A 22794-nucleotide genomic window follows, 5' to 3' on the forward strand; every position below is an offset into this window, starting at 1 on the left:
CACCACGGCGCTGTCGAGGACGGCGCCGGCATCACCGATCCCATCAGCGCACTGGAGAACAATAATGATGAAGAAGCGTTTGATCACCACCTTCGCCCTGGCGGCCCTTATCGGCAGCCAGGCCTGGGCCGCCGGCAAGCATGAAATCTACAGCTTGATGCCCAATACCGCGCTGTCGGGCGTGATTGACCCCGACATGCCGGATCGCACGGCGATCAACAAGGCATTGCCGTTGAAAAAGAAAGGCGAGCGCCTGCGTATCGGCTGGACCGAGATCACCCTGGGCAACCCCTGGTTCGTGTCGATGCTCGACGACGCGAAAACCATCGCGAAAAAGTACAACTACGATATCGAGCTGCAAGTGGCGGACAGTGACGTCGCCAAACAAAGCGCCCAGGTCGACAACTTCATTACCCTGGGCGTCGACCTGATCGTGATCGATCCCACCGACGTGCTCGGCTCGGTGTCGGATGTGGAACGCGCCGTGGCGGCCGGGATTCCGGTGATTACCGTGGGCACTGCGCCAGATGCCCGGGCTCCGGTAATCACCACCAGCACCGGCAACCCCTACGGCAGTGGTTTCGAGGCGGGCCGCTATGTGATCGCCAAGACCGACCCGGCCAAGGTGATCAACGCCGCCATGGTCATCGGTGTGATGGGCAACTCCACCTCCGAAAGCCGGCTCAACGGCATGATCTCCGGGATTGTCTACGCGCGTTCCGAGGAGCGAAAGCTGGGCCTGTCCAAGGAGGACGCGATGCTCAAGGGCTTCAAGTTGTTCCAGCAGATCAAAGCCAAAGGCAGTTTCAGTTGGCCGGAAGGTGGTTTCAACGTGTTGGCCTGGGGCCGGGGTGACTGGACCGAAGAGGGCGGGCTTGCGGCCACCGAAGACATCCTGGCGTCGCAGGGTGACAAGCTGAACCTGGTGCTGGCGGAAAACGACTTCATTGCCATCGGTGCAATCAACGCCCTGGAAAACGCCGGCAAGAAAGCCCAGGTGACGGTCGCCTCCGGCGCGGGCAACTTCCGGGTGGCGCTGGACTTGATCAAGCAGGGCAAGTTGCTGGTGAGTGCCACCAACAGCGGATCTGAAACCGGCGTGGCCGCGATTGAGCTGATTCACCAGATCCTCGACAAAGGCCTGGATGCCAACAACCTGCCGCTGGCGTCGTATTTCCCGGTCACGCTGATTACACCGGACAACGTCGACACCTATATCAAGGCTGACAGCCTGCCGCCCTCCACCGACAATGTGCCGCCGTTCCGCTCCATCGAGCAGATCAAGGCGGCCCTCAAGTAACGCCCGCCAAACAGCTCGCGCCAACGGGGGCGGGCTGTTCGGCGACAGTCAATAGAGGGTGAAGAACATGAATGCGATGCACACACCAGCCGTAGAGATGCGCGATATCTCGAAGAAATTCGGTGGCATCAGTGCACTGAGCAACGCTGGGTTTTCGGCACATGCCGGGGAAATCCATGCGTTGATGGGCGAGAACGGCGCGGGCAAGTCGACCCTGATGAAAATCCTTGCCGGGGCCTACGTACGGGATACCGGCACGGTCAGCCTGAATGGTGAACCGGTGGATATCCGCAAGCCGGGCGATGCACTCAAGCTGGGTATCTCGATCATCTACCAGGAGTTTGCCCTGGCCCCGCACCTGTCGGTGGCGGAAAACATCTGCATCGACGACCTGGGCAAGAGCCGTGGTGTTGTGCAGTGGGCTGCGATGCGCAAAAAGGCCCGGGCGATTCTGGATGAACTGGGTTTCAGCGATATCGACGTGCGCCAAGCGGTCGGCAGCTTGCCGGTGGCGTACCAGCAGGCCGTGGAAATCTGCAAGGCGTTGTCGCGCAATTCCTCGGTGCTGGTGTTCGATGAGCCCACCGCCGTGCTGACCTCGCATGAAGCGGAAAAGCTCTTCAAGATCCTCGACGAGCTGCGCCGCAAGGGCGTGTGCATTGTGTACGTGTCGCACCGCATGGATGAGATTTTCCGCATCTGTGACCGCGCGACAGTGCTCAAGGATGGCAAGACCGTCGGCACCCTGGCCCTGGCGGATGTCACCGAACGCGGGCTGATCGAGATGATGATCGGCCGTGAACTCAGCGACCTGTTCCCGCCGCGCAACGCGCAGATCGGCGAGGTGCTGTTGGAGGTGGATCAGCTATGCGCCGGGCGGCTGGTGCGCAACGTGAGCTTCAACGTGCGTGCCGGTGAAGTACTGGGCTTCTGCGGCCTGGTGGGGGCAGGGCGCACGGAGACGATGCGCGCGATCTTCGGCGCCGACCGCAAGACCTCCGGGACCCTGCGCTTGAATGGGCGCGAACTGCACAACCGCACGCCGCGCGAAGCCATCGCCAATGGCATTGGCCTGCTGCCCGAGGACCGCAAGCAGCAGGGCGTGCTGCTGGAAATGTCGATCCGCGTCAATGGCGCGCTGCGCCCCGCCAGCCCCTATACCGGACGCATGGGCTGGATCGCCAGCGGCAGGGAGACCCAGGGCATCGAGGCCCTGCGCAAGCAACTGTCGGTGAAGACGCGTTCCATCGAGCAACGGGTCGGTGACCTGTCGGGTGGCAACCAGCAGAAAGTCGCGCTGATGAAGTGGGTCGATGCGGGTTGCCGCGTGCTGATTCTCGATGAGCCGACACGCGGCGTGGATGTGGGTGCGAAAACCGAAATCTACCGGGTGATCAACGCCCTTGCGGAGCAAGGGGTGGCAATCATCATGGTGTCTTCGGAAATGATCGAAGTGATCGGTATGTGTGACCGCGTCGTGGTCATGCGCGAAGGTGCGATCGCCGGTGAGCTGGTGGGTGAGCGCATCAAAGAACAACAGATGATTTGCCTGGCGATGGGAGTCGAGCACCATGAATAACCCTGATTACAAACTGGCCGCGGCCGAACCGCTGCAACACGACAGCCACGCCGATGCCGGGCGTGCGCACCGGCGCTCACTGCAACGCCTGTTTCTTGAGCACAACGCGCTGGTGATGCTGGTACTGCTGGCGATTGTCGCCAGCGTCTTGTCCGCGGATTTTTTCACCTATCAGAACCTCGGCAACCTGTTGCGCCAATTGACGCCGCTGTTGCTGGTGAGCATCGGCATGTTGATCGTGATTCTGACGGCGGGGATCGATTTGTCCGTGGCGTCGGTGGCTGCCGTGGGCGGGATCGTGGTGGCCATGACCCTGAACGTGATGCCGGTCGAAGGGGGACTTGGGCTGCTGCTGGCGGTGACGGTCGCGGTCGCATCCGGCGTCTTGATGGGCTTGGTGACAGGCACGTTTATCGCCTACTTCCGCATGGCACCCTTTATCGCCACGCTGGCGATGATGACGGTAGGGCGCGGCCTGGCCTTTATTTTGTCGAACGGACAGCCGCAACGGCTGGATGACAAGCTGACCAGTGCCCAGTGGTTGCGCGATTTCGGGCGCCTGGCCGATGGCGTACTGGGCATTCCCTGGCCCGTGTGGCTGGCGATCCTGGTGACGGTCATCTTTGCGCTGATCCTGCGTTACAACACCTACGGACGACTGACGATTGCCAGCGGCAGCAACGAAACCGCGGTGCGCCTGGCCGGGATTGCGGTGGAACGCTACAAGTTGGCGGCCTATGGCATCTGTGGTGGGCTGGCGGCATTGGCCGGGGTGGTGATTGCGTCGCGCTCGGGTGTTGCGGCGCCCAGCGCGGGCATGGCGCTGGAGCTCGATGCAATTGCGGCGTGCGTCATCGGCGGCGCGCTGCTGAGCGGCGGCAAAGGCACGATTTTCTACACCGTGGTCGGCGTGCTGGTGCTGGGGCTGATCGGCAATATCATGAATCTGCTGAGTGTGCCGGCCTACCCACAGCAGATTATCAAGGGGGCGATTATCGTGATTGCCGTGCTGTTGCAGGGCGTAGGACGGCGCGACGCACGGATTTGAAGGACGCGCCTGCCGGAGTGGCAGGGGTAAAATGATGATGTATGATGCGTGATCTGCGCCCCTGCCGCAGGCGTCGAGGCCTGCCGGGCGCACGTCATCGACCATGGAGATCGAGTAACAGTGACCGTGCATAAGCCCATTGATAAAGGCAACTTGAGTGAGCGGGTGTATTCCATTATTCGCACGGCGTTGATGGACGGCCAATACCAGCCCGGCGATCGCCTGCGCATCAGCACCCTGGCCGAAGAGTTCGGGGTCTCGATCACGCCGGTGCGCGAGGCGATCTTCCGGCTGGTCAGCGACCATGCGCTGGACATGAAGGCCGCGACGTCCATCTATGTGCCGGAGTTGTCGGTCAGCCAGCTCAGGGAAATCCAGTTGATCCGTCATCTGCTTGAGGGTGAGGCCGCCGGTGCCGCCGCGCAGCGCATTACCGTGCCGGAACTGATCAAGCTTGAAGGTATTCAGGATGCGTTTCAGAAGGCGGTTTCGGTCGACCATCGGCAGGCGGCATTGCTCAACCGCGAGTTTCACTTCGGCCTGATCAGCGCGGCGCGCATGCCTGTGGTGTCCAAGACCCTGGAGAACATGTGGGTCATCATGGGGCCGCTGCTCAGCCGCTTCCACGCGGAAGTGCCGAAATTGGAACTGGCGAGCGCCCAGCATAAGCACTTTGAAGTGCTTGAAGGCCTGCGCACGCGCGACTCGGGCAAAGCCAAGGCCGCGCTGCAGGCCGATATCGCCTGGGGAGAGTTGATGATCGAGTGGTTGGAGAAGAAGGAAAGCCTGGCCGAGGTTTAGTCGGCGAGGCGCGCTACCCATTTGCCACTGATGGAACCTTGCTTGAGGGCACGAAGCGCTTGCGGCAGCTCATGGAAGTCGAAGACCTGCTGTCCAGGTACCCGCAGTATGCCGTTCAGGACCGCGTCGAGGAGCCGTTCGCCGTGTTGGCGCAAGGCCTGCCGATCACTCAGGCTGGCGTAGGCGTGAAAGCTGTTGAGCGCCACCTCGTGCAGTGAAATCGCAGTGCTGAAAGCCGGCAATGGCGCGCTTTCCTGGCGGTCCTGGATGCACACCAGGTGCCCGTTGTAGCCGAGCAGGGGCGCGAGTGTGGCTGCATGCGCACCGCTCACGGTGTCGAACACGGCGTCAAGGCGCCGTTCGCCCAGGGCTGACTGAAGTGCCTGCTGCCAGCCGGCGTCGCGGTAATCGAATACACCGACCACGCCCAATGCCTTCAGCTGGGCATGATGAGCCGTGCTCGCCGTGGCCCACACACGCAACCCACGCTGTACCGCCAACTGCGCCAACAGCAGGCCCACCGCACCGCCCGCGCCGACCACCAACACCTCGCCAGCACTGCCCGGAATCTTTTCCAGCGCCTGCCAGGCCGTCAAGCCGGGGCAGGGCAGTGAGGCCGCCCAGGCATCATCGAGGGCCGCCGGCACGGTCATCACCGTCGCTGCATCGAGTATGCAGAACTCGGCAAAACTGCCGTCGCGATCCAGCGACTGATGGTAGGCCACGCGCGTACCTGGTTTGATCGGCACTCCGGCACCGCTTGCAACCACCACGCCCATGCCATCCACGCCCGGCACATGTCCGGTTTTCCACGCCGCATGACCCCACTCGATGATCTTCCAGTCCACCGGGTTCAAGGCGATGGCACGATTGGCGATGAGCACCTCACCCGGTCCGGGCTGATCCAGGCTTTTGCGGACCAGCTGCAAACCGTCGATCCCTGCACCTGCAGTCCAGGACCAGGCAGCGAAATCTGTCTTCATCATCAGTGTTTATCCCTAAGGCGAGAGTCGCGCAGTATCACCTGGGACGCGCTGGCGATAAATGTGCCTTCTGGAATGAGTGTTGTGAGAAAGAATCAACAATCTTCAAGGCTCGGTGCTGATCCTCCCGCGTGTGCGGCGGGGGATGTGCGGTTGTCGGCCACAGTAACCTGCGGGGCCGGCGACATCGCGTGACGCTCACGACTCGATCAACTCCCGCACCCGCGCCGTCAACGTGTCCAGCGCAAACGGCTTGGTCAGTATCTGCATGCCAGGCCCCAAACGCGTGTCGCCAATGATGGCGCCTTCGGCGTAGCCGGTGATGAACAGGGTTTTCAGCGCGGGCCGTACTTCGCGGCCGGCGTCGGCCATCTGGCGTCCGTTCATGCCGCCGGGCAGGCCGACGTCGGTGATGAGCAGGTCGATGTGCACGTCGGAGCGCAGGATCTTGAGCCCGGTAATGCTGTCACTCGCTTCGATCAGGCTGTAGTCGAGGCCGCCGAGTACATCCATCAACAGCGTGCGCACACTGGGTTCATCGTCGACGATCAGGATGGTCTCGCCGTACTCCGCCGGTGCGGCACTGGTACTGTCCTGCTCGGGCGTGGGCTCAATGGTCTGTCCATAATAACGTGGCAGGTAAAGGCTGATGGCCGTGCCGCGCCCGACCTCGGAGGCAATGCGCGCCTGCCCGCCGGACTGTTTGGCGAACCCATAGATCATCGACAGCCCGAGGCCCGTGCCCTGGCCGATGGGTTTGGTGGTGAAGAACGGGTCGAACGCCTTGGCCATGACATCGGGTGTCATCCCGGTACCGGTGTCGGTGACCGTCAGCGTCAGATATTCCCCTGCGCTCAGGTCTTGGGCGCTGGCAGTGGCAGCGTCCACCCGCACATTGGCGGTCTCGATGCTGATGCGCCCACCATCGGGCATGGCGTCGCGGGCGTTGATGCACAGGTTGAGCAGGGCGTTTTCCAGCTGGCTGGCATCCACCAGCGTCGGCCATACGCCACTGGCGCCGAGGGTTTCCACGCTGATGCTGGGACCCACGGTGCGCTGGATCAGCTCGCCCATGTCGTCCATCAGCAGGTTCACATCGGTGGGCCGTGGGTCCAGGGTCTGCCGGCGCGAGAAGGCGAGCAGACGGTGGGTCAGCGCCGCCGCGCGCTTGGCCGCACCCTGGGCGGTGGTGATGTACTTGTCGACTTCCGCCCAGCGACCCTGTGCGATGCGCAGCACCGTCAGTTCGAGTGCGCCGGAGATCCCCGCCAGCAAGTTGTTGAAGTCATGGGCGAGGCCGCCGGTCAGTTGGCCCACGGCTTCCATTTTCTGCGACTGGCGCAGTTTTTCCTCGGCCTGGATCAGCTCGACGGTGCGCTCGGCCACGCGTTGCTCGAGGGTTTCGTTGAGGGCGCGCAGTGCGGCGGTCGCGCGGTCGCGCTCGGCTTCCACGGAGCGCCGGCCCTCGACGTCGATGACCACGCCCGGCAAGGTCAAGGGCGTGCCATCTTCGGCAAGTTCGACCCGGCCGTTGGCCTCGATCCAATAGTATTTGCCGTCGGCGCGAAGCACGCGGTACTGGTGCGCGTAGGCGCCGCCGCGGGCAATCGCGGCATTGATGGCGGTGGTGAGCCCGTCGCGGTCTTCCGGGTGCACCGAGGTGATCACCTGCGCCAGGCTCAAGCCTTCATGGCCCAGGGCCGGGTCCACGCCAAAGGCGCGGGCGAACGCGTCGTCGATGGTGAAGCGGTCGCTGGGCAGGTCCCAATGCCAGGTGCCGATGATCGCACCGGCGGCCAGCGCCAGTTGCACGCGCTCGACGTTTTGCCGCGCCACTGCTTCGCTGATGCGCAGGCGCTCCTGCGCGTTGCGCCGCTCGGTGACATCACTGAAGATAATCGCGATCTGCCGGTCGGCCGGGTCGCCGACACGCACCGCGCGCACGTCGAACCAGCGCTTGAACGCTTCAGCGTAGCTTTCGAAAGTGGCTGGCTCGCCGGTCTTGGCCACGTGCCCGTAGGTCTCGAACCAGAAACTTTCCAGGTCGGGGGCGAACTCGGTGACCCACTTGCCGCGCAGGTCGACCCCGGCCTGGCGCTCGAACGCCGGGTTGGCCTCGACAAACCGGTAGTCGATCGGCCGATCATCGGCATCGAACTTGACCTTGACGATGGCAAACGCCGACTCGACCGTCTCCAGGATGGTGCGAAAACGCTCTTCGCTCTGGCGCAATGCGACGTGCGCGGAGCGCATGTTCGACATGTCGAGCAGCGCCTGGCGATAGCGTGCCTGGGTGTCTTCGAAGGAATTCGGCGGTACATCTTCGCTACGCGCGCCTGACATGGGGTCGACGCCCGCCTCTGTCAGCAGGGCACGCAGGCGCAGGACTTGCGCCTCCAGCTCTTCACGAGTCAGGTCTTTCACTGCTGTTTCCATCGATGTGTGAGAGGGAGCAACCAAGCCGCTAAGACCCGCGCGCCCGCCAGAGGGTTCAATCAGGGGGGAGAGGGGGCTTTGCGAGAAGTAAAGCCGGCTTTTCGGGGGCTGGCTACTTTTTCAGCGCGGTGCGCGAAGCGTCCTAGTCGCATTTTGTTACGAACCAATGACCGCTAAAGGCCACATTGAGACGGTAAATGGGGACAAGCGCGTGGTTTGCCATTCAACTTTCATAAAAACGTAACAACTCTGCTGCACAGTTCGGGAGCCCGTAATTACAAGGATTCTCCTGAATGAAACGTCTGATGAAGTCTGCTGCACTCGCCGTTGCGGTTTCGCTGGGGGCCACCTCGGTATTTGCTGCCGAGAACGTCCGTCTGACCGGTTCAGGCGCCAGCTTCCCTGCACCGATCTACCTCACCTGGTTCAAGGATTTCAGCAAGAAAAGCGCGGGTGTCACCGTGGATTACCAATCCAAGGGCAGCGGCGCAGGTGTGCAGGACTTCCTGAATAAAACCGTCGATTTCGCCGCCAGTGACTCGGCGATGAAAGACGAAGACATCGCCAAGGTCGCCGAAGGCGTGCAGTTGCTGCCGATGACGGCGGGCGAAATCGTGCTGGCCTATAACCTGCCGGGCAACCCCAAGGGCCTGAAGCTGCCACGCGAGGTTTATTCCAACATCTTCCTGGGCAAGATCACCAAGTGGAACGACCCTCAGATCGTCGCCGCCAACCCGGACCTGAAACTCACCGACACGCCAATCACCGTGGTCGTGCGTGCTGATTCCAGTGGTACCACCGCCGTCTTCACCAAGCACTTGGCGGCGATCAACCCGCAGTTCCAGAAGGACCTGGGTGAAGGCAACACCGTCAACTGGCCAGCCAGCGACAAATTCATCAAGTCGCCGAAGAACGATGGTGTGACCGCCACTGTACGCCAGACCCCGGGCGCCATCGGCTACATCGAGTACGGCTTCGCCAAACTGGCCAAGGTTGACTTCGCCCAGTTGCAGAACAAGGCCGGCCATTACGTCGTGCCAAACGCCGAAAGCGGTGCCGAGGCTCTGGCCGCGGTGAAAATGCCGGAAAGCCTGGTGGCCTGGCTGCCGGACCCGGATGGCGCCAAGTCCTACCCGATCACCTCCTACACCTGGATGATCTTCCGCAAGGACAACGGCAACCCGGCCAAGGCCAAGGCCATGCGTGAAATGGTCGAGTACAGCCTGACCGAAGGGCAGAAGATCGCTGATTCGATGGGCTACATCCCGCTGCCGCAATCGGTTGTCGATCAGGTTCGCAAGGCTTCCGCCAACATCCAGTAACACCCGTGTGGTCTCTCTCGGTGTGTGCGTCCAGCCGCGCCGAGGGAGTTTCCCCCCTGTTCCGGAATTAGCCAATGAACACACCTTTTGTCGTACCGGTTAACCCGGATTCTGCCTGCCAGCCGCCTTCCACGAAGGATTTCCTGGTTGACCGCACCTTCCGTGCCCTTGCGCGAATTGGGGTGGTGCTGATTCTGGCGTTGGTCTTCGCCTTGGTATTCGAGGTGGGACGCAAGGCCCTTCCGGGCATGGAAAAGCACGGTTTCGATGTGCTTTTCGGCAGTGTCTGGGACGTTAACCAAGGCAAGTACGGCATTCTGCCGGCCATTTGGGGCACGCTGTACAGCGCCCTGATTGCCTTGCTGATCGCCGGTTTCTTCGGTGTCAGCATGGCCATTTTCCTCACCCAGGATTTCCTGCCGGCGAAGCTGGCAGCGGTGTTTCGCACCATTGTCGAGCTGCTCGCGGCCATCCCCAGCGTGGTTTACGGCCTGTGGGGGATCTACGTGGTGATCCCGGCGATTCGGCCACTCACCGCCTGGCTGAACAGCGAACTGGGCTGGATTCCTTTTTTCGGCACGTCCCTGAGCGGGCCCGGGTTGCTTCCGGCCGCGCTGGTACTGGCCATCATGATTCTGCCGACGATTGCGGCAGTGTCGCAGGACGCGCTCACTGGCGTGCCGATGAAAACCAAGCAGGCCGCCTACGGCATGGGCACCACCCACTGGGAAGCGATTCTCAAGGTGATGGTGCCTTCGGCGGCGACCGGCATTTTCGGCTCGCTGGTCCTCGGCCTGGGTCGCGCGCTGGGTGAAACCATGGCGCTGGCGATGCTGGTGGGCAATGCGAACAACATTTCGCTCTCGCTGTTTGCGCCGGCCAACACCCTGGCCGCGCTGTTGGCGCTGAACTTCCCCGAAGCCGGCCCCAACGAAATCGAGGTGTTGATGTACGCCGCGCTGGTGCTGATGTTCATCACGCTGCTGGTGAACATCCTCGGCTCCATGATCATGCTCTACGCCCAGCGGGGGAACAAATAATGACTGACCTCACTTCGCCTGCCAGCAGCTTGACCTCGCCAGCCGGCGCTATGCCCAGCCTGCAGCGCAAGTTCGAAGGGCGCGCCCTGCGCAGCCTGGTGCTGACCACGTTGGTGTGGACGGGTGCGCTGATCGCCAGCGTGCCGCTGATTTCCGTGCTGTACATGCTGATCACGCGCGGCGGGGCACGGCTGAGCCTGGAAGTGTTCACCGAATTGCCGCCTACCGGTTTCGAGACTGGCGGCGGCTTCGGCAACGCCATGGCCGGCACCTTTGTGATGGTCGGCATTGCCGCCGCCATTGCCGTGCCGGTCGGCATCATGGCCGCCGTCTTCCTCGCTGAACTGGGGCCCGACAGCAAGCTGGCGAACGCCGCGCGCTTTGCCGCCAAGATGCTCACCGGGCTGCCGTCCATTCTGGCCGGCGTGTTCGCCTACGCCCTGGTGGTGATGACCACCGGCACCTACTCGTCACCGGCCGGCGGCGTTGCCCTGGCGGTGTTGATGCTGCCGATCGTCGTGCTGACGGCTGAAGAGTCGATGCGCATGGTGCCCAAGATCATGAAGGACGCCGCCTACGGCATGGGCTGCACGCGCTCGCAGGTCATCTGGAAAATCATCTTGCCAACCGGCATGCCGGCGATTCTCACCGGCGTGATGCTGGCCGTTGCGCGTGCTGCGGGCGAAACCGCGCCATTGCTGTTTACCGCGTTGTTCAGCAACTACTGGATCTACCACGACGGCAGCCTCGCGGTGATGAACCCGACGGCATCGCTGGCCGTACTGATTTACAACTTCTCCGGCATGCCCTTCGACAATCAGCTCGAACTCGCATGGGCGGCTTCGCTGGTGTTGGTGATGATCGTGCTGGTCGTGAACATTGTCAGCCGCATTTTCGGCAAGCCCAAGTACTGAACAAGGGAGCATCTGAATTTTGAACGTATCAACTGCGCAAATAGCCGCTCCGTTTACCACCCAGGCGCCTGTGGTCATGGACTGCAAGCTCGACAAGATTTTCTACGGCAACTTCATGGCCGTGCGCGACAGCCACGTACCCATCGAGAAAAACAAGATCACCGGCTTTATCGGGCCTTCCGGTTGCGGCAAGAGTACTGTGCTGCGCAGCCTCAATCGGATGAATGACCTGGTCAAAGGTTTCCGCTTCGAGGGGCACGTGCATTTCCTCGGGCAGGACGTGTATGGCAAAGGCGTGGACCCGGTGGTCGTGCGCCGCTATATCGGCATGGTGTTTCAGCAACCGAACCCGTTTTCGATGAGCATCTTCGACAACGTCGCGTTTGGCCTGCGCCTCAACCGCTACAAGGGCGACCTCGGCGATCGCGTCAAGCATGCGCTGCAGGGCGCTGCGCTGTGGGATGAGGTCAAGGACAAGCTCAAGGTCAGTGGCCTGTCGCTTTCCGGCGGCCAGCAGCAACGGCTGTGTATCGCCCGCGCCATCGCCACCGAGCCGGAAGTGCTGTTGCTCGACGAGCCGTGTTCGGCGCTCGACCCGATCGCCACGCGCCGGGTTGAAGAGCTGATGGTCGAGTTGAAAAAGGACTACACCATCGCGCTGGTGACCCACAACATGCAGCAGGCCATCCGTGTGGCTGACACCACTGCGTTCTTCTCGGTGGATATTTCCCAGGGCACGCGTACTGGCTACCTGGTAGAGATGGGCCCGACCACCCAGATTTTCGGCAGCCCACGCGAAAAAATGACCGAGGACTACATCAGCGGCAAGTTCAGCTGATCGACCTTTCCACCGTTTGCCAGGATTGCCAATGTCTGCAACACGTCGTCTTGATTTGCCCGCGATCGAACGCGCTCTGCGTAAAGTACAGAGCCGCTTTGCCGAGCTCAGCCGCCACTTTACCGAGCCGCGCGATCCGTTCACGGACGAGGTGCTGGAAAATGTACTGGAAGGCTATGCCCTGATTGATGACTATGTCGCTCGCGGCGTCGACCTGTTTGACCTGCAGCAACTCAACCTGATGCTGGAGATCAATGCCACCGTGCTCTGCGGCAAGGACCCGGTGCGCCGGCTGGAATACGCCCAGCACCTGGCGGCGACCGAGCAGCACTTTTTCAACAATGTCGAGGGTGGCATCAAGGACTTGTACAACTGGTATTGCGCGTACCGCAGCGAGTCGGTCTGGAAGCGCGCAGCCGGTGTCTACGTGCGCATCCTCAGCAAGCCGCAATTGTTCATCGAGGGCAATAACCGCAGTGGTTCGCTGATTGTCAGCTACCTGCTGATGCGCGCGGGGTTGCCGCCGTTCGTGCTCACGCTGGAAAACGCCGAGGGCTATTTCAACCCGTCCTCGGTCATCCGCAACTCCGCCAAGCATGGCGTCAAGGCCCTGTACGAATTGCCCAAGATCAAGAAAAAATACGCGGCATTCCTCGAAGATCAGGCCCCGGATCCCAGGGAGTTCTTCCTGGGCGACACACCCGTGCCTGCTGCTCGAGGAGGCCTGTGATGGGAGGGTATCCAGTGCTCGACAGCGTTCGGCGTCTGTTCAATCGCCCGCGTATCCGCATTTCGTTCGACATCGACGACACGCTGGCCTGCCAGCTTCACCACAGTGCGGTCGAACACAGCCGGCTGCCGGCCTGTGTCCATCGGTGGCTGGGCGAACCGCTGCGCGTGGGGACTCGCTCGCTGACCCGTGAACTGCGCCGCCAAGGCTGCAGCATCTGGGTCTATACCTCGTCCGGGCGGACCCCGTCCTACATCCGGCGTTGGCTGTTGCTGTACGGCATTCGTGTCGACGGCGTGGTCAACAGCGTGCTGCACAACCGTGCGCTCAGCGTGCGCGGGCTGTCGAACGCACCCTCCAAATTTCCACCGGCCTTCGACATCGACCTGCACGTCGACGATTCCGAAGGTGTGCGCAGTGAAGGCCATGACCACGGCTTTCGCGTGGTAGTGGTCGACCCGCAGGACGAGCAGTGGGCACAGCGCGTGCTCGACGCGGTCGCGCACGTCCAGGCGCAACTGGCCCGCCAGCAACCGCTCAGCTTTGCGCCGCCGACACGGCGGCGTCCGCAGGTGTTTTCGTCGTGAAACCCATCCCCTCTAACGTGGGTTGGCCAAACCGTCAGCCAGCGACCGGTGCCTTACACAAGCCTAGGCAGGGTGAATCAACTTACAGCGTTGCTTTGGATTTTGCCGATCTGGAGGTGCCCAGCACCCGATTCAATTCTCCGGCGACCGCGATGAGTTGTTGTTCCAGGGCTTCAACCTCAGACAGGCTGATACCGCTATTGAGGACTTTCAGGGGTTTGGCCCGCTTCTTCGGGGCAGGCGCCAGGTTGTGCGCTTCCTGTGAAACCAACGCCTGGCGCAACAGGTTGTTGATTACGGTTTGATAGCCCGTGCCGGCGCTTTGCGCACGCTCACGGGCAGCGTCGATCACTGCATCGTCAAGCATTATGGTGATGCGGGTCTTGCCCTTGTTGCTGGCGACAGCACCGCGCTTACCGTTGGTGAAATCGTATTCGTCTTTCATGGTTCAAGCCTCCAGGTACTGGCGCCGTTCATTTCTTGAGGCAAGCCTGGCGCTGATAATGCGCACGAAATGTGGGTCGCGGTAGGTATAAGCAACTACCAAAATGCGTCCTTTCGCGTCAGTGCCGATGGTCACCCAGCGTTCTTCGTCATGATCGTGGTCTTATATCGTCAGGGCCGCTTCGTCGTAGAACACGGGTTCTGCGTCGGCCAGGCTGATGCCTTTGTGCTTTTGCTGATTGGCGATATTTTTCGCTTCATCAAATTGAATCCTGAACGTTCTCATTATGCATACTTTATATGTATAAAAAAGCCAAGGGAGAAACCGTCAGTCAGGAAAATGGCCTGCCATTGATAACCGCAATGTTTGCCATGTTCTGCGCGGTGGGGTGGGTCTCGATCTTGCCGAGGTTGCCCGCCTGTTTCTGTGCGCAATGGCGAGTGCATTGCGTAAAAGGGTTCTGATTTGTGTGTCAGACGAGGCGAACGGGAGCAGGCGAACGCAGGGAAGTGTCAACGTGCGCTGAGCCCGTTCAAGACAGCTTGTGTTCACCTGGCGATTGGGTTCCTGGCGCGCTCACTTCGGTGACCACGCCAGGGAGGGGGGAGGGGTGCCGTCTTTCAGCGCATTTGCAAAATGATCGGACTGGCACTGGCCGGATCGGTATGCCCGCGCAGTTTGCCGACGGCCTTGGCGTCGACTGCGTCAGCGTGGTTGCCCCACGTGCTGCGCACATACGTCAGCACCTCAGCGATTTGCGTATCGGACAATTGCTCGCGAAAGGCCGGCATGCGGTAGGCATCCGGCACGCCGGCAGCGACGATGCGTTGCGAGCCGTTGAGGGTGATGTTGATCGCCGAGGCGTTTTCCTTGGCGAGGGCGGAGGTGGCGCCGGCCAGCGGCGGCATCCACTCGGGCTGGCCTTTGCCGTCCGAGCCATGACAGGCGGCGCAGCGGGTCGCGTAGGTGTGGGCGCCGGGAATGTCCTGGCGGGTATCAGCGGCCACGTATTGCCACGGGGGGCCGTCGCGCTGCGGGTCGCCGGGCAGTGACTTGAGATACCGGGCGATGGCGGCCAGGTCGTCGTCTGTCATGAACTGCGTGGAGTTGTTGAAGGCTTCGGTCATCGAGCCATAGACCACCGCATGCTGATTGCGCCCGGTCTTGAGGAATTGCACGATGTGCGCCTCGCTCCAGCGGCCCAGGCCGGTGTTGTGATCCTGGCGCAGGCTCGGGGCGTACCAGCCATCGAGCAGGCCACCGGCGAGGTACGGCGCACCGGACTCGTCCAGGGCCTTCTCGTTGAAAGCCAGGCCGCGTGGCGTGTGACAACTGCCGCAATGGCCCGGGCCCTGGACGATGTAGGCGCCACGGTTCCACACCGCATCTTGATTGGGCTTGGCCGCATAAGGCGCGGTGGGAGCGAACACGCCATTCCACAACGCGATGGGCCAGCGCAGGTTGAGCGGCCAGGGGATGTCGCTGGGGATATTCGCCTGTTTGTCCGGTTGCACGCCGTGCATGAAAAACGCATACAGCGCGCGGATGTCATCGTCACTGAGCTTGGCATACGAAGGGTAGGGCATGGCCGGGTATAGGCGCTTGCCACCCGGCGCCACGCCGTGGCGCACCGCGCGGTCGAAGTCGGCCAGGCTGTAGGTGCCGATGCCGGCGTCGCGGTCAGGCGTGATGTTGGTGGCGTGGATGTTGCCCAGCGGCGTGGCCATCTCCAGGCCGCCGGAGAAAGGTGCCTTGCCCGCCAGGCTGTGGCAGGCCACGCAGTCGCTGAGGCGCGCGACGTACTCGCCGCGGCTGACCAGCGCGGGGTCGGCACTGGCGGTCGACTCCTGTGCGAAGGGCGTCGCGGGCTGGCGGGTGACGTACCAGGCCAGCACGCCGGCTGCGACCAGGCAGGCCAGCAACAGCCAGCCTGCGGTTCTTGCGAAGCGAGGGTTGTTCATGCGCGGTCCTTGTCGATCAACTGAAGGTATAGCGGCTCAAGGGCAGGCTGCGGATGCGCTGGCCGGTCAAATGTGCGACCGCATTGGCCACGGCTGGCGCCACTGCCGGCAACGGGGGTTCGCCGATACCGCCCATTTTTTCGCCGCTCTCGACAATCCGTACATGCACCTGCGCCATCCGCGACGGCGGCAGGATCGGGTACAGGTCGTAGTTGCGCGCCCGTGGCTTGCCGTCCACGTACACCGCTTCCTCCAGCAGGGTCTGCGACAAGCCCAGGGCCACCGCGCCATTGACTTGCGCCTCGATGATCGCCGGGTTGACGATGCTGCCGGGGTCGATGGCTTCCCAGATGTGATGCACCTTGACCTGGCCCTGGTCGATCGACACTTCGGCGACCACCGCCGCATGCGAGCCGAACGGCGAGGCCATGGCCACGCCACGCGCGCGCCGGGTGCCATCTTCGGCGGTGTAGGGCCCGCGCTTCCAGCCACCGGACAGCTCGCCCACCGCCTGCAGCAACGTGGTCAGCCGCGGGTTGTCACGCAGCAGGTGCAGGCGTAATTCGTACGGGTCGTGACCGCCCTTGTCCGCCAGTTCATCGAGGAATGCTTCATAGAAAAAGTCGTTCAGCGAATTGCCCACCGAACGCCAATAGCCCAGCATCACCGGGCCTTTCACGTAGATCTGCGCGATGCGCTTGTTGGGAATCGCATAGGCCTTGCCCGACAGCCCTTCCAACGCGGTAGGGTCGATCTTGTCACCCTGTTTGCCGGCCAGGCCTTCGGTCGGGCCCTCGGTGGCGCTTACCGCTTCAAGCGCCAGCGGCAGGCCTTGGTCATCCAGAGCCGCGCGGAACTTGACCACCGCGACCGGGCGCAACACATCGCGCAGGAATTCTTCCTCGCGGCTCCAGATCAGCTTGACCGGCCGACCGACCGCCTTGGCCAAGGTGATGGCCTGCGGATAAGGGTTGGCCGATTCATACAGGAAGTGCCGGCCAAAAAAACCGCCCAGCAGCGGCGAGTGCAGGGTGATCTGCGCAAGGTCGAGGCCGGTGCGCTTGGCGATGTCGGCGCGAAACATATCCGGCGCCTGGTTGGGCAGCCAGACCTCCAGTGAACCATCGGCGTTGAAGCGCGCCAGGGCGGACGGCGGCTCCAGCTGGGCATGGTTGACGTACTGGTTGTGGTAGGTGGCCTCAATGCGGGTCTTGCCATTGGCGAGTGCGGCGGCCACGTCGCCTTCGTTCTCGTCATCGCGCGACGGGCCTTGCTGCGTGGCGAGAAAGTCACGGTGCTTGTCGCTGGAAAAATTCGCCGGCATCACGCGCAGGCTCGAATCGGCGGCAGCTTCTTGCCAATCGACCTGGATCGCCTCGACTGCGCGCTTGGCGTGCCACCAACGTTCGGCTACCACTGCCACCGCGCCGGGCAGCGTGTGGACGGAGTGCACGCCTTTCATGCCTTCGACCTGCGCCTGATTGCGCAGGCTGCCGACGGTCATGCCCAGGCGCGGCGCATGTTGCACGGCGGCGTGAAGCATGCCGTCGACCTTCAAGTCGATGCTGTACTGCGCCTTGCCGGTGGATTTGTCGTAGGCATCCAGGCGTTTCACCGGCTTGCCGATCCAGCGGAACTGGCTCGGATCGCGCAGGGTGATGCTGGCGGGGTCGGGCACCGGCATGTCCAGCGCGCGGCCAGCCAGCTCGCCGTAGCCCAGCGAACGCCCGGAGGCGGCATGTACCACGCGGCCCGGTTGGGTAGTCAGTTCGGCGACCGGCACACCCAACTGCTGGGCGCCGGCCTGCAGCAGCATGGCGCGGGCGAGGGCGCCCAGGCGGCGCATGGTCGGGTAGCTCATGCGCACCGACATACTGCCGCCGGTGATGCGCATGCCGTTTTCCATCACCACATAGGCTTCGCCAGGCGGGGCGGCTTCGACGATAAAGGTGGCGGGGTCGGCGTCGAGTTCTTCGCCAACAATCTGCGCCATGGCGGTGTGAGTGCCTTGGCCGCCTTCCATGAAGGGGCTGAGCAGGCGCACGCTGCCGTCCGGACGAATTTCCAGAAACGCCGGCACTTGGGTACCGCGCTCGGCCGGCGTGGCCGCTTGCACCCTGGCCGAGCCCAGCGGCAGGCCAAAGCCGATCACCAGCGCACCCACTGCCGTGCCCACCAGAAAGTGCCGACGCGACAGGTTGACCGGCTCGCCCAGCGGCAGCTCGAGCATTTTATTGCGCGTATTCATCAGGCGCTCTCCGGCTTGGCCAGCGCCTGCATGGCGCTGTGGATAGCGTTGTAGGTGCCGCAGCGGCACAGGTTGATCATCGCCGCTTCGATCTGCGCATCGCTGGGGGCGGGGGTGTGCTTGAGCAGCGCGGTGGCTGCCACCACCTGCCCGGACTGGCAATAACCGCATTGCGCGACCTGATACTCGACCCAGGTGGCGACCACGCGCTTGCCCACTTCATCGTCCTCGATCGCCTCAATGGTGGTGACCTCACGGCCTACCACCCCAGCCACCGGCGTGACGCAACTGCGCACTACATTGCCGTCCACCAGCACCGAACAGGCGCCGCATTGCGCCAGGCCGCAGCCGTACTTGGTGCCGGTCAGCCCCAGGTCATCGCGAATCACCCACAGCAAGGGGGTGTCCGCGTCGGCATCGACCTGATAGGTCTTCTGGTTGATTCGCAATTCCATGATTCACCTGCTGATCGACGGTAGTGGCGGCCTTTTTGGGATGGCCGCTCATTGTCGAACTCTAGACCACCGCGCAAGGGGCCAGGTATCCGATGGTCGATAAATCGGAGGATCAGGCAAGTAATCAACAGGAATAGACAAAAGGCCGGGCGGCCGCTGCATGACCGCCACAGCGTTGACGATGTTAAATTGCCACCTTACCATCCCTGCCCTTTATTTCAGGGGTATCAACGACATGTACGTCAGGCACTCACGGATTCAGCACGGCGTAGGTCAAGGCTCGTTTCATTCGGCAACGGTCGAATTTTCAGCGACCGGGCGGCACCGGTTTGACTACGTCTTCGACTGCGGCGCATTGAAATACGCGAAGCTATCCCCGGAGTTCCAGTACGCGTTGAAACGGGTTTCTTTGACGAAGCGGGCGCCGGGTGGGAATAAGGCGGTTCTTGACCTGATGGTCCTGTCTCACTTTGACGCCGATCATATGAACGGTGCGCAGAGCCTGGTGAAACGCTATGCGGTGGACCGTATTGTCCTGCCTTATCTGGGTGTCGAGGAGTTGGCACTGATCATTGCCAGCCAGGCCGACGCCATTGATAAGGATACTCTCAAGGAGTTGCACGGCCTGGCCAATGGGGTTGGCAAGCTCTGGAAGCGTCCCGTCACCATGGTGAAAACCGGCCCTCGAAAGACCGAGGAGCGCGTATTTTCCGATGATCCTCAACGGGAGCCACCAGACGCCGAGCGGTCTGAGCCGCCGCGGACGCAAGAGTTTCCACACCCTGTGTCGGTGGTCTTGGAAAGCACCGGTGCTGCGCCCGGCACGGTCATGCTCGATGAAGATAATCTGGTCGTCGGTTCCTCCTCGGCAGGACGCCATGACACCTGGAAGCTCCGTTTCTGGAACCGTGGGCTGCATGCGACGTTGGGCGAGCCGGGCATCTGGCAGGACTTTGAACGGCACTACAAACGCGAGCTTCCCCAGACTCAAACCGTAGTGGTCCCGCACCATGGCGCAGCGCCTAATGCAGGTGCGCGTTTTTATAACCCCGGGTTGAATCACCGCCCTCGCGTGAACGCGGTCATTTCTTACGCAGTGCGCAACAGCCATGGGCATCCGCACCCGTCGGTTCTGGCAGACATCGCCTATGCCGGTGGCCGCCTGTTGCGTGTCACCGATGACACCCGGCTGGGGTATCAGGAAATCTACCTCTTCAGGCCCTGACGGCGACAAACCCAGCCTCTCGACCTGACTGAACGATGATCCTCACGCCTGCTCACTCACCCGGTAACACCTTGACGGGCTACCGGGCGTGTTCAGGCGCGTGGACTACGACTCCACCGTCGGCCGCACAAAGTCCTCCTCGAAGTGCTCCTGCTCACCCCGCGTTTCACTCTGGCGCCGCAGCACTTCCATCTGGCGCAATTCCACCCGGCGAATCTTGCCGGAGATGGTCTTGGGCAATTCGCTGACAAACTCGATCCGCCGCACGCGCTTGTACGGCGCCAGGTGTTCGCGGGCGAAGGCGAGGATGTGCTGCGCCAACTCGGCGCTGCCGGGGGCGTCGTGGGCGAGGATCAGGAAGGCCTTTGGCACCGCCAGGCGCAGCGGGTCCGGGCTGGGTACCACGGCGACTTCCATCACCGCCGGGTGCTCGATCAGCGCGCTTTCCAGTTCGAAGGGGCTGATGCGGTAGTCGGACGCCTTGAACACGTCGTCGGCGCGCCCGACAAACGTGATGTAGCCGTCGGCGTCGATCTGCGCAGTATCGCCGGTGCGGTAGTAGCCGTCGCGCATCACCTCAGCGGTTTTTTCCGGGCTGTCCTCGTAGCACAGCATCAGGCCCAGCGGACGTATCGCCAGGGGCAGGGCGACTTCGCCCTCGGTGCCCGGCACGCCGTCGGCATCGAGCAGCGCCACCTGGTAGCCCGGCAGCGGCCGGCCCATGGAGCCCGGCTTGAGCAATTGCCCTGGGGTGTTGCCGACCAGCGCGGTGGTTTCCGACTGGCCGAAGCCGTCGCGCAACGGCAGGCCCCAGGCATGCTGGATCTGCTCGATGATCTCCGGGTTCAGCGGTTCACCGGCGCCCACCAGTTCACGCAGGTTCAGACGGCTTTTGTAGCTGGCCAGGTCCTCCTGGATCAGCATGCGCCACACGGTGGGCGGCGCGCACAGGCTGGTCACGCGGTAACGTTCCAGCGTGTTGAGCAGGGCCGGCGCGCTGAAACGCGCGACGTTATGGATAAAGATGCAGGCGCCGGCGTTCCATGGCGCGAACAGGCAGCTCCAGGCATGCTTGGCCCAGCCCGGAGATGAGATATTGAGGTGCAGGTCACCCGGCTGCAGGCCGATCCAGTACATGGTCGACAAGTGGCCGACCGGATAGCTCTGGTGGCTGTGCAGCACCATTTTCGGCTTGGACGTGGTGCCGGAGGTGAAATACAGCAGCATCGGGTCGGTGGCCAGGGTGCGGCCTTCGGCCTCGAACTGCTCGGGGTATTCGAAGGCGGCGCTGTGCGCGACCCAGCCAGTGGGGGCGGCGCCCACGCAGATGCGGCTGCAGCCAGCGCCGAGGCCGTCAAACTTGCCGACATGCGCTTCACCGACCACCAGGTGGCGCACCTGGCCGCGCTCGATACGGTCACTCAGGTCATCGGGGTTGAGCAGGGCAGTGGCGGGGATGACCACGGCGCCCAGCTTGAACGCAGCCAGCATGGTTTCCCACAGCGCGACATCGTTGCCGAGCATCAGCAGCACGCGTTCGCCCCGGCGCACACCCAGGGCGCGCAGGTGGTTGGCCACCTGGTTGGAGCGCGCCGCGAGTTGCTGGAAGCTGTAGCGTTGCTCGCTGCCGTCCTCTTCGACGATCCACAGCGCATCCGCCGCGTTGCCTTCTGCCATCGCATCGAAGTAGTCCAGGGCCCAGTTGAACGCGTCCAGGTGTGGCCAACGGAAGTCGCGCACGGCGGTGGCGTAGTCGGTACGGTGAGCGAGCAAAAAATCCCGAGCGGCCAGGAAGGGCTGGGTCATGGTCGGTGTCCTTGATTATTGTTGTAGGGACATGGCTGTGATGCTGCGGCCCCTCGATTCCACCGGGAGGCTGAACCGAGTATAGGCACGCATAAATCTAGAGATGAACGCTCAAAAACACCGGTGCGTTGTGCAAAAAAGTCATAGGGTGGCGAGGCGATTTGACGGTATATACATAAAAGTCCAATATGGAATTATAAGTACAAATAAAGCTCTTTTTTGTCTGATTTTTTCTTCGCGCTTGCCTAAACCAACAACAACTTGCGAGACACAACCATGAAGAAACGCTTCGTCATTCCCGTCCTGGCCCTTGGCCTGATCGCCTCCAGCCACTTGCTGGCCGCCGAGAAAACCCTGCGCATCGGCATCGAGGCCGCTTACCCGCCGTTTGCGTCCAAGACCGAGGAAGGCAAGATCGTTGGCTTCGACTACGACATCGGCAACGCTTTGTGCGCGCAGATGAAGGTCAAGTGCGTGTGGATCGAAGGTGAGTTCGACGGCCTGATTCCTTCCCTCAAGGTGAAGAAAATCGACATGGCCCTGTCGTCCATGACCATCAATGAAGACCGCAAGAAGTCGGTGGATTTCACCCACAAGTATTACTTCACTTCGTCGCGCCTGGTGATGAAGGACGGCGCGGTGGTGGATGACCAGTACGCCAGCCTCAAGGGCAAGACGGTCGGCGTGCAACGCGCCACGACCACCGACCGCTACGCCACCGAGGTGTTCGAGCCCAAGGGCATCACCGTCAAGCGCTACAGCAATAACGAAGAGATTTACATGGACCTGGCGGCCGGGCGACTGGACGCGATCTTCGCCGACACCATTCCCCTGAGCGATTTCCTGTCGATGCCACGCGGCAAGGGGTATGCGTTTGTCGGCCCGGAACTCAAGGACCCGAAATACGTGGGCGAGGGCGCGGGGATCGCGGTGCGCAAGGGCAATACCGAGTTGGTCAGCCAACTCAACAGCGCCATCGATGGCATCCGCGCGAGTGGCGAGTACCAGAAGATTTCGCAGCAGTACTTCAAGTCTGATATCTACGGCGATTGACCCTTGCAGCAGCCCGGCTTGCC

Annotated in this window: 19 protein-coding genes and 1 pseudogene; 12 read left to right on the forward strand and 8 right to left on the reverse strand. The window is 62.4% G+C overall.

Annotation, left to right across the window (positions count from 1 at the left end; translation table 11 throughout):
* Nucleotides 1-64 precede the first annotated feature (64 nt).
* The 4 genes from BBG20_RS18140 (at nucleotide 65) to BBG20_RS18155 (ending at nucleotide 4728) form a co-directional block, all read left to right on the forward strand.
* Nucleotides 65-1300, forward strand: coding sequence for a sugar ABC transporter substrate-binding protein (locus BBG20_RS18140; protein ID WP_107339022.1), 1236 nt, complete (start codon nucleotides 65-67; stop codon nucleotides 1298-1300).
* 67 nt (nucleotides 1301-1367) lie between these two features.
* Nucleotides 1368-2879 (forward strand): sugar ABC transporter ATP-binding protein, encoded by a 1512-nt coding sequence (locus BBG20_RS18145; protein WP_083221425.1) that lies wholly within the window; start codon nucleotides 1368-1370, stop codon nucleotides 2877-2879.
* Nucleotides 2872-3927, forward strand: coding sequence for an ABC transporter permease (locus tag BBG20_RS18150; protein ID WP_065905626.1), 1056 nt, complete (start codon nucleotides 2872-2874; stop codon nucleotides 3925-3927). Before BBG20_RS18145 ends, BBG20_RS18150 begins: the two co-directional genes overlap by 8 nt.
* A 126-nt stretch (nucleotides 3928-4053) precedes the next feature.
* Nucleotides 4054-4728, forward strand: coding sequence for a GntR family transcriptional regulator (locus BBG20_RS18155; RefSeq protein WP_226940005.1), 675 nt, complete (start codon nucleotides 4054-4056; stop codon nucleotides 4726-4728).
* Here BBG20_RS18155 and BBG20_RS18160 read toward each other — a convergent pair.
* Together BBG20_RS18160 and BBG20_RS18165 are read right to left on the reverse strand one after the other, a co-directional pair.
* Nucleotides 4725-5711, reverse strand: coding sequence for a zinc-binding dehydrogenase (locus BBG20_RS18160; RefSeq protein WP_065906100.1), 987 nt, complete (start codon nucleotides 5709-5711; stop codon nucleotides 4725-4727). The genes BBG20_RS18155 and BBG20_RS18160 overlap by 4 nt on opposite strands.
* A 198-nt stretch (nucleotides 5712-5909) precedes the next feature.
* Nucleotides 5910-8135, reverse strand: a complete 2226-nt coding sequence (locus tag BBG20_RS18165; protein ID WP_065905628.1) for an ATP-binding protein — start codon at nucleotides 8133-8135, stop codon at nucleotides 5910-5912.
* 305 nt (nucleotides 8136-8440) lie between these two features.
* Here BBG20_RS18165 and pstS point away from each other — a divergent pair, with 305 nt between their 5' ends.
* The 6 genes from pstS to BBG20_RS18195 all read left to right on the forward strand — a co-directional run bounded on the left by pstS (nucleotide 8441) and on the right by BBG20_RS18195 (nucleotide 13578).
* Nucleotides 8441-9469 (forward strand): phosphate ABC transporter substrate-binding protein PstS, encoded by a 1029-nt coding sequence (gene pstS / locus BBG20_RS18170; protein WP_065905629.1) that lies wholly within the window; start codon nucleotides 8441-8443, stop codon nucleotides 9467-9469.
* A 74-nt stretch (nucleotides 9470-9543) separates the two neighbouring features.
* Nucleotides 9544-10509, forward strand: coding sequence for a phosphate ABC transporter permease subunit PstC (pstC, locus tag BBG20_RS18175; RefSeq protein ID WP_065905630.1), 966 nt, complete (start codon nucleotides 9544-9546; stop codon nucleotides 10507-10509).
* Nucleotides 10509-11423: a phosphate ABC transporter permease PstA gene (pstA, locus tag BBG20_RS18180; RefSeq protein ID WP_065905632.1), complete on the forward strand. Its 915-nt coding sequence runs from the start codon at nucleotides 10509-10511 to the stop codon at nucleotides 11421-11423. The genes pstC and pstA overlap by 1 nt, the downstream gene beginning before the upstream one ends.
* Before the next feature lie 76 nt (nucleotides 11424-11499).
* Nucleotides 11500-12261, forward strand: coding sequence for a phosphate ABC transporter ATP-binding protein PstB (gene pstB / locus BBG20_RS18185; protein ID WP_065905635.1), 762 nt, complete (start codon nucleotides 11500-11502; stop codon nucleotides 12259-12261).
* A gap of 31 nt (nucleotides 12262-12292) precedes the next feature.
* Entirely contained in the window at nucleotides 12293-12991 is a 699-nt protein-coding gene (locus tag BBG20_RS18190) for a hypothetical protein (RefSeq protein WP_065905637.1), read from the forward strand.
* Nucleotides 12991-13578 carry a hypothetical protein gene (locus BBG20_RS18195; protein WP_065905639.1) on the forward strand — a complete coding sequence of 196 codons (588 nt, stop codon included), beginning with the start codon at nucleotides 12991-12993 and terminating at the stop codon, nucleotides 13576-13578. Before BBG20_RS18190 ends, BBG20_RS18195 begins: the two co-directional genes overlap by 1 nt.
* Before the next feature lie 82 nt (nucleotides 13579-13660).
* Here the strand turns inward: BBG20_RS18195 and BBG20_RS18200 are convergent, their stop codons facing one another.
* From BBG20_RS18200 to BBG20_RS18220, 5 genes and pseudogenes are all read right to left on the reverse strand, one after another.
* On the reverse strand, nucleotides 13661-14023 hold the full coding sequence (locus BBG20_RS18200) for a BrnA antitoxin family protein (protein WP_065905641.1): 363 nt from the start codon (nucleotides 14021-14023) through the stop codon (nucleotides 13661-13663).
* Between the two features lie 3 nt (nucleotides 14024-14026).
* Nucleotides 14027-14308: pseudogene (locus tag BBG20_RS18205) on the reverse strand (BrnT family toxin).
* 335 nt (nucleotides 14309-14643) lie between these two features.
* The gene (locus tag BBG20_RS18210; protein WP_065905645.1) at nucleotides 14644-15984 is read right to left on the reverse strand and encodes a c-type cytochrome; all 1341 of its coding nucleotides are present in this window, start codon (nucleotides 15982-15984) and stop codon (nucleotides 14644-14646) included.
* A 16-nt stretch (nucleotides 15985-16000) separates the two neighbouring features.
* Entirely contained in the window at nucleotides 16001-18232 is a 2232-nt protein-coding gene (locus BBG20_RS18215; RefSeq protein WP_065905647.1) for a xanthine dehydrogenase family protein molybdopterin-binding subunit, read from the reverse strand.
* Nucleotides 18232-18687, reverse strand: a complete 456-nt coding sequence (locus BBG20_RS18220) for a (2Fe-2S)-binding protein (RefSeq protein ID WP_065905649.1) — start codon at nucleotides 18685-18687, stop codon at nucleotides 18232-18234. The genes BBG20_RS18215 and BBG20_RS18220 overlap by 1 nt, the downstream gene beginning before the upstream one ends.
* 160 nt (nucleotides 18688-18847) lie before the next feature.
* On the opposite strand from BBG20_RS18220, the gene BBG20_RS18225 reads away from it, so the two are divergent.
* Nucleotides 18848-19912: a ComEC/Rec2 family competence protein gene (locus BBG20_RS18225; protein WP_065905651.1), complete on the forward strand. Its 1065-nt coding sequence runs from the start codon at nucleotides 18848-18850 to the stop codon at nucleotides 19910-19912.
* A 105-nt stretch (nucleotides 19913-20017) separates the two neighbouring features.
* Here the strand turns inward: BBG20_RS18225 and BBG20_RS18230 are convergent, their stop codons facing one another.
* Nucleotides 20018-21718: an AMP-binding protein gene (locus BBG20_RS18230; protein ID WP_065905653.1), complete on the reverse strand. Its 1701-nt coding sequence runs from the start codon at nucleotides 21716-21718 to the stop codon at nucleotides 20018-20020.
* A 276-nt stretch (nucleotides 21719-21994) separates the two neighbouring features.
* Between BBG20_RS18230 and BBG20_RS18235 the strand changes: the two genes are divergently transcribed.
* A complete protein-coding gene (locus BBG20_RS18235) occupies nucleotides 21995-22771 on the forward strand; it encodes an ABC transporter substrate-binding protein (RefSeq protein WP_065905654.1) in 777 nt (258 codons plus the stop codon).
* Nucleotides 22772-22794: the final 23 nt, after the last annotated feature.

This window comes from Pseudomonas aylmerensis (assembly GCF_001702265.1).
In the GTDB taxonomy this organism is placed as follows: Bacteria; Pseudomonadota; Gammaproteobacteria; order Pseudomonadales; family Pseudomonadaceae; genus Aquipseudomonas; species Aquipseudomonas aylmerensis.